This window comes from Xanthobacter sp. BG11Y11_SDJG, from assembly GCF_057364445.1.
In genome coordinates this window covers 1-5,392 of record NZ_JBNFNU010000299.1, presented here as the reverse complement: position 1 = coordinate 5,392, position 5,392 = coordinate 1, and the positions used below count along the sequence as shown (strand labels likewise).

Here is a 5,392-nt window from a genome sequence, read left to right as displayed (position 1 = left end):
CCCATCTTCGCTGGTCTCCCGCTCGCCGGCGCGCACCGTGGCCGAGCTTTCCGCCATCGGCGGCCGGCGATCCTGGTGCCGCTGCCGCACGCGCTCGACCAGGACCAGGCCGCCAACGCCCGGTCGCTGGCCGAGGTGGGGGGCGCCAAGGTGCTGCGGCAGGTGGAGTTCGATCCCGAGCGCCTGGCGCTGGAGATCCACAGCTTTGCCGGCGAACCCGACGCATTGACCCGGATGGCCGATGCGGCCAGAAGCCAAGGCGTGCTCGACGCCGCCGAGCGCCTCGGCGACCTGATCGAGCATCTCGCCGGCGGCGGCACGGTGAAGACCTTCAAGGACAAGACCATCAAGGAACCGCGCACATGAAGCTGCCCTCCGGCCTGGGAGCCATCCATTTCGTCGGCATCGGCGGCATCGGCATGAGCGGTATCGCCGAGGTGCTGGCCAATCTCGGCTACACGGTGCAGGGCTCGGACGCCGCCGAGAGCGCCAACGTCAAGCGCCTGCGCGAGCACGGCATCACCGTCTTCATCGGCCACGACGCGGCCAATCTCGGCGCGGCCGAGGTGGTGGTGGTCTCCTCCGCCATCAAGCGCGACAATCCCGAGCTCGCCGCCGCCCGCGCCAAGCGCCTGCCGGTGGTGCGGCGGGCCGAGATGCTGGCAGAGCTGATGCGGCTGAAGAGCTGCGTCTCCATCGCCGGCACCCACGGCAAGACCACCACCACCTCGCTGGTGGCGACCCTGCTGGACGCCGGCAATTTCGATCCCACCGTCATCAATGGCGGCATCATCAACGCCTATGGCACCAACGCCCATCTCGGCCAGGGCAAGTGGATGGTGGTGGAAGCGGACGAGAGCGACGGCACCTTCCTGAAGCTGCCCACCGAGGTCGCCATCGTCACCAATATCGACCCCGAGCACCTCGACCACTTCAAGACCTTCGACAAGGTGCAGGAGGCCTTCAAGGCGTTCGTGGAGAACGTGCCGTTCTACGGCTTCGCGGTGATGTGCATCGACCACCCGGTGGTGCAGGCGCTGGTGGGCCGCATCGAGGACCGGCGCGTCATCACCTATGGCGAGAACCCGCAGGCGGACGTGCGCCTTGTGGACGTGGACCTGAAGGGCGGCATCACCAAGTTCGGCGTCGTGTTCCGCAACCGCGCCGGCGACGTGGTGCACGAGATCAAGGGCCTGCGCCTGCCCATGCCGGGCAAGCACAACGCGCTCAACGCCACGGCCGCCATCGCCGTGGCGCACGAGCTGAAGGTGCCGGACGACAGGATTGTCGAGGCGCTCTCGCGCTTCGGCGGCGTCAAGCGGCGCTTCACCCGCACCGGGGAATGGAACGGCGCCGCGATCTTCGACGATTACGGCCACCACCCGGTGGAGATCGCCGCGGTGCTGCGCGCCGCCCGCGCCGCCAGCGAGGGGCAGGTGATCGCCGTGGTGCAGCCGCACCGCTACACCCGCCTCGCCTCGCTGTTCGACGAATTCTGCACCTGCTTCAACGACGCCGACCACGTCATCGTCGCTCCGGTCTATGCCGCCGGCGAACAGCCGGTGGCGGGCGCCGACCGCGACCATCTGGTGGCGGGGCTCGTGGCCCACGGCCACAGGAGCGTCGCCGCCCTCGACGGGCCGCAGGATCTGGCGCGCCTCGTGGCCGGTCTCGCCGCGGGCGACTACGTGATCTGCCTCGGCGCCGGCAACATTACCCAGTGGGCCTATGCGCTGCCGGCCGAGCTTGAGGCGACCAAGCCGGCGGCGTGAGGCGAAGGGGGAACACCCTCTTGGCCGCCGTCATGCCCGGGCAGGTTTTGACCGAGATAGACATTGGCTGACCGTGGAGATTTGAAACCCACTACCATGCCGTCAGGAGACCTGTGAGGATACAAACCCAGCTGGGGAAAACCGCAACCAGCGCCAGCGCCAGCGCCATGATCGCAACATAAGGCAGCGTGCCGGAGATGATGCGCCCCAGCGGCACCTCCGGCACCACGCCCTTCACCACGAACAGGTTGAGGCCCACCGGCGGCGTGATCAAAGCCATTTCCATGTTGATCATCAAGATCACGCCGAACCAGACCTTGTCCCAGCCGAACGTGTCGATGATGGGGATGATGATGGGCGTGGTGATCACGATGATCGACAAGGTCTCCAGCAAGCATCCAGGGAACAGCAGGAGCAGGTTGATGGCGATGAAGACCAGCCACTGCGGCAAGTCCACCCGCGCCATCACGCGCGACAGCGTGGGGGCGATGTCCGTGGTGGTGAGCGCGTAGCCGAACACCATGGCGCCCGCGATGATCGTCATCACCATGATGCTGCCACGTCCGGTCTCCATCAGGATGAGCCGGCACTTCTGCCAGTCGAGCTCGCGATAGAGCACGGAGGCCAGCAGCAGGCTGACCGCGACGCCGATGGCCGCCGTTTCCGTGGGCGTCGCAATGCCGCTGTAGACCGAGCCGAGGATGATGGCGATGAGCGTCGCCACGGGCAGGATTTCCACCAGCGCCCGCATGTGATCGGACATGCTGACGGGACCCGCGCGCACAGGCTGCGCGGCGCTGACGAACCGCCGGCGGGCGAGCCACATCTGATAGGCGGTGAACAGCAGCGCGAGCAGCAGGCTCGGCAGGATGCCCGCCAGGAACAGCTTGCCGACGGATTCCGCGCCCATGCCGGACGCCGCGATGATGGCGCCCATCAGGATGTAGAGCGGCACAGCCGTGAGCGTGAAATTGGTGACCGAGTCCCAGATGGTGCTCGGCACGACGCCGAGAGCCGACCAGTCGCCGCCACCCGCGATGAGCAGGGTCGTGATGGCCAGAAGCCCACCGAACCTGAAGAGCGCGGTCGGCTTGCGCGCACGGGCGCATGGACCGGAGCCGGCCGACCAGGCGCACCGCCTGGAAGGCGAACAGGAGGGCGCTGCCGGTGAGGAAGGTGAGGTAGGGAATCCCAGAGCGGCACGGATCGAAGGGCCCTGCCTCGGCCTCCACGGCCATGCGCTGGCGGAGGCCGCGGTGTTCGCGGAAGACGCGCCGGGCAGCATCCGCCTCGGCCTCTGATTCCCCGCCGCCCGGAGCCTCAGGCGCGCGTGAACACCCAGCGCCCGTCCGCGACGCCCTGCGCCAGCGCGCCCTTGAACACCAGATGGCGCAGGTGCGCCAGCGCCTCGCTGAGGCCGAAGCCGGTCTGCTCCAGAGGCAGCGGGCGGAACAGCACCTCCAGCGTGTCCATGGCGGTGCGCGGGGTGGCGCAGAAGTCGATCAGGCGGGCGAGCCGCTCCTCGTGGTGCGCCTTGAGGACGGCGATGCGGGCATGCAGGCCGTCGAACGGCTCGCCGTGGGAGGGCAGCACGTGCGTGCCCGCGGGCAGCGCCTCGAACGTCTCCAGCGACCGCAGGAAGGCGCAAAGGTTGTCGGCGCCCGGATCGGAGGGCTGCACGCCGATATGGGGCGAGATGTGGCCGAGGATCTGGTCCGCCGCGATCAGCAGGTCGCGCTCCGCGGAATGGAGGCAGATCATCTCCGGCGCGTGGCCCTCGCCGATCATCACCCGCCACTCGGTGCCCGCCATCTTCAGCACGTCGCCCGCGGCGACCCGCAGGTAGCGGCGCGGCAGCGGGCCCACCCATTTCGGGTACAGCATGCCGCGCTTCGGCAGGTACTCCAGAGTATTCCGCGGCGCGCCGGCGCGCGGCAAATGGGCGACCAGCGCGGCCATCTCCTCGGCCGGGTCCTCCTTCAGCAGCAGGTTCGCCTGCAGCCATTCGGTGCGGCTCATATGGAGATCGGCGCCGGTGATCCCGTGGAGCCAGCCCGCGAGGCCGATATGGTCCGGGTGGAAATGGGTGACGAGGAGGCGCTCCACCGGCGCGCCGCCGAGCCGGGGATCGGCGAGCACGCGGGTGAAGATGTCGCGGGTGGGCGCGTCGTCCACGCCCGAATCGATCAGCGTCCAGCCGTCCGCGCCGGAGAGCAGCCAGGCGCTCACCTCGCGCGGCGGGAAGGGCAGGGGCACCCGCACCCTGAGGATGCCCGGAGCGACCTCGCTGAGCTCGGGCGCCTCCACCTGCGTCGAAACCGTCATCGTCGTCCCGCCTCTTCGCGCCGCCTCGGCCAAGGGGCGGTCATGACGCCCGCCTGAGATACATCCGTTGCCGGGCAAAATGCCCATTCGGGCCGGCGAGGCAATGGCAAAGTCGCATCGCGCCGCCAGCTCTCACCGCGTCCAGGTGGCAAAGCGCCCGCCGCTGCGCGCCAGCTCGACCAGCAGCGGCGCCGGCTCGGATCCCGCGCCGCCCGCGGCAGACGCGGCCTCGACCTCGGCCAGAACCGCCGAGAGGCCCATGGCGTCGGCCGCGAACATGGGGCCGCCCTTGAGGCGCGGGAAGCCGTAGCCGTTGACGAAGACGAGGTCGATGTCGGAGGCGCGCAGCGCGATGCCTTCCTCTAGCGCCTTCGCGCCCTCGTTCGCCATCACCGCCAGCAGCCGGCGCTGGATTTGGTCCGGCGTGAAGGTGCGCGGGACGATGCCCTTCGCCGCCCGCGCGTCGGCGATCATCGCGGCCACCACGGGATCGGCCGCGGCGGCCCCCGCCGCGTCATAGGCATACCAGCCGGCGCCGGACTTGCGGCCGAGCCGGCCCGCCTCCACCAAGCGGTCGGCGAGCTCCACATAGCGCTCCGCCGGGTCGCGGGTGGCCGCCTGGCGCTTGCGCATGGCGTAGCCGATGTCGAGGCCGGACAGATCGGACACCGCGAACACGCCCATGGCGAAGCCGTAGGCCTGAAGCGCCGCGTCCACCTCCTGGGGCGACGCGCCGTCCTCCACCAGATATTCCGCGTGCCGCCGGTAGGCCGCATAGATGCGGTTGCCGATGAAGCCGTCGCCATTGCCGGCCACCACCGGCTGCTTGCCCATGCGCTTCGCCAGCGCCAGCGCGGTGGCGAGCGCATCGGGCGCGCTCGCTTTGCCGCGCACCACCTCCAGCAGCCGCATCAGGTTGGCCGGGGCGAAGAAATGCAGGCCCACCACGTCCTCAGGCCGGGAGGTCGCGGCGGCGATGGCGTCGAGGTCGAGATAGGAGGTGTTGCTGGCGAGCACTGCGCCGGGCTTCGCCACCTGATCGAGCCGGCGGAAGATGTCCTGCTTCACCGCCATGTCCTCGAACGCCGCCTCGATCACGAGGTCGGCCCCGGCCAGCGCCTGCCAGTCGGCGGTCGCGCGGACCGTGGAGAGGCGCCGGTCCGCGTCCGCCTGGGAGAGGCGCCCGCTCTTGACCGGCCGCTCATAAAGCCCGCGCACGCGCGCGAGGCCGGCGGCGGCGCCTCGGCGTCGCGCTCCACCAGCGTCACCGGCAGGCCGGCATCCGCCAGCGCCAC

Annotated in this window: 6 protein-coding genes; 3 read left to right on the top strand and 3 right to left on the bottom strand. The window is 69.9% G+C overall.

The features are described 5' to 3' along the window. Together AC2W7M_RS19120 and murC are read left to right on the top strand one after the other, a co-directional pair. Positions 1–366 (top strand): glycosyltransferase (locus AC2W7M_RS19120; protein WP_486134097.1); only part of this gene is annotated, 366 nt, incomplete at its 5' end. Beyond that, positions 363–1,772: a UDP-N-acetylmuramate--L-alanine ligase gene (murC, locus tag AC2W7M_RS19115; protein WP_486134095.1), complete on the top strand. Its 1,410-nt coding sequence runs from the start codon at positions 363–365 to the stop codon at positions 1,770–1,772. The genes AC2W7M_RS19120 and murC, both read left to right, overlap by 4 nt. Before the next feature lie 91 nt (positions 1,773–1,863). Here the strand turns inward: murC and AC2W7M_RS19110 are convergent, their stop codons facing one another. Continuing rightward, complete coding sequence (locus AC2W7M_RS19110; RefSeq protein ID WP_486134094.1) at positions 1,864–2,775, bottom strand: TRAP transporter large permease subunit; 912 nt, start codon at positions 2,773–2,775, stop codon at positions 1,864–1,866. Between AC2W7M_RS19110 and AC2W7M_RS19105 the strand changes: the two genes are divergently transcribed. Beyond that, a complete protein-coding gene (locus tag AC2W7M_RS19105) occupies positions 2,762–3,073 on the top strand; it encodes a hypothetical protein (RefSeq protein ID WP_281805184.1) in 312 nt (103 codons plus the stop codon). The genes AC2W7M_RS19110 and AC2W7M_RS19105 overlap by 14 nt on opposite strands. A gap of 19 nt (positions 3,074–3,092) precedes the next feature. Here AC2W7M_RS19105 and AC2W7M_RS19100 read toward each other — a convergent pair whose 3' ends face one another. Both AC2W7M_RS19100 and AC2W7M_RS19095 read right to left on the bottom strand, forming a co-directional pair. Continuing rightward, positions 3,093–4,097 (bottom strand): MBL fold metallo-hydrolase, encoded by a 1,005-nt coding sequence (locus AC2W7M_RS19100; protein WP_486134091.1) that lies wholly within the window; start codon positions 4,095–4,097, stop codon positions 3,093–3,095. A gap of 132 nt (positions 4,098–4,229) precedes the next feature. Continuing rightward, the coding region (locus AC2W7M_RS19095; RefSeq protein ID WP_486134089.1) for a 3-hydroxyacyl-CoA dehydrogenase at positions 4,230–5,392 on the bottom strand (1,163 nt) is incomplete at its 5' end.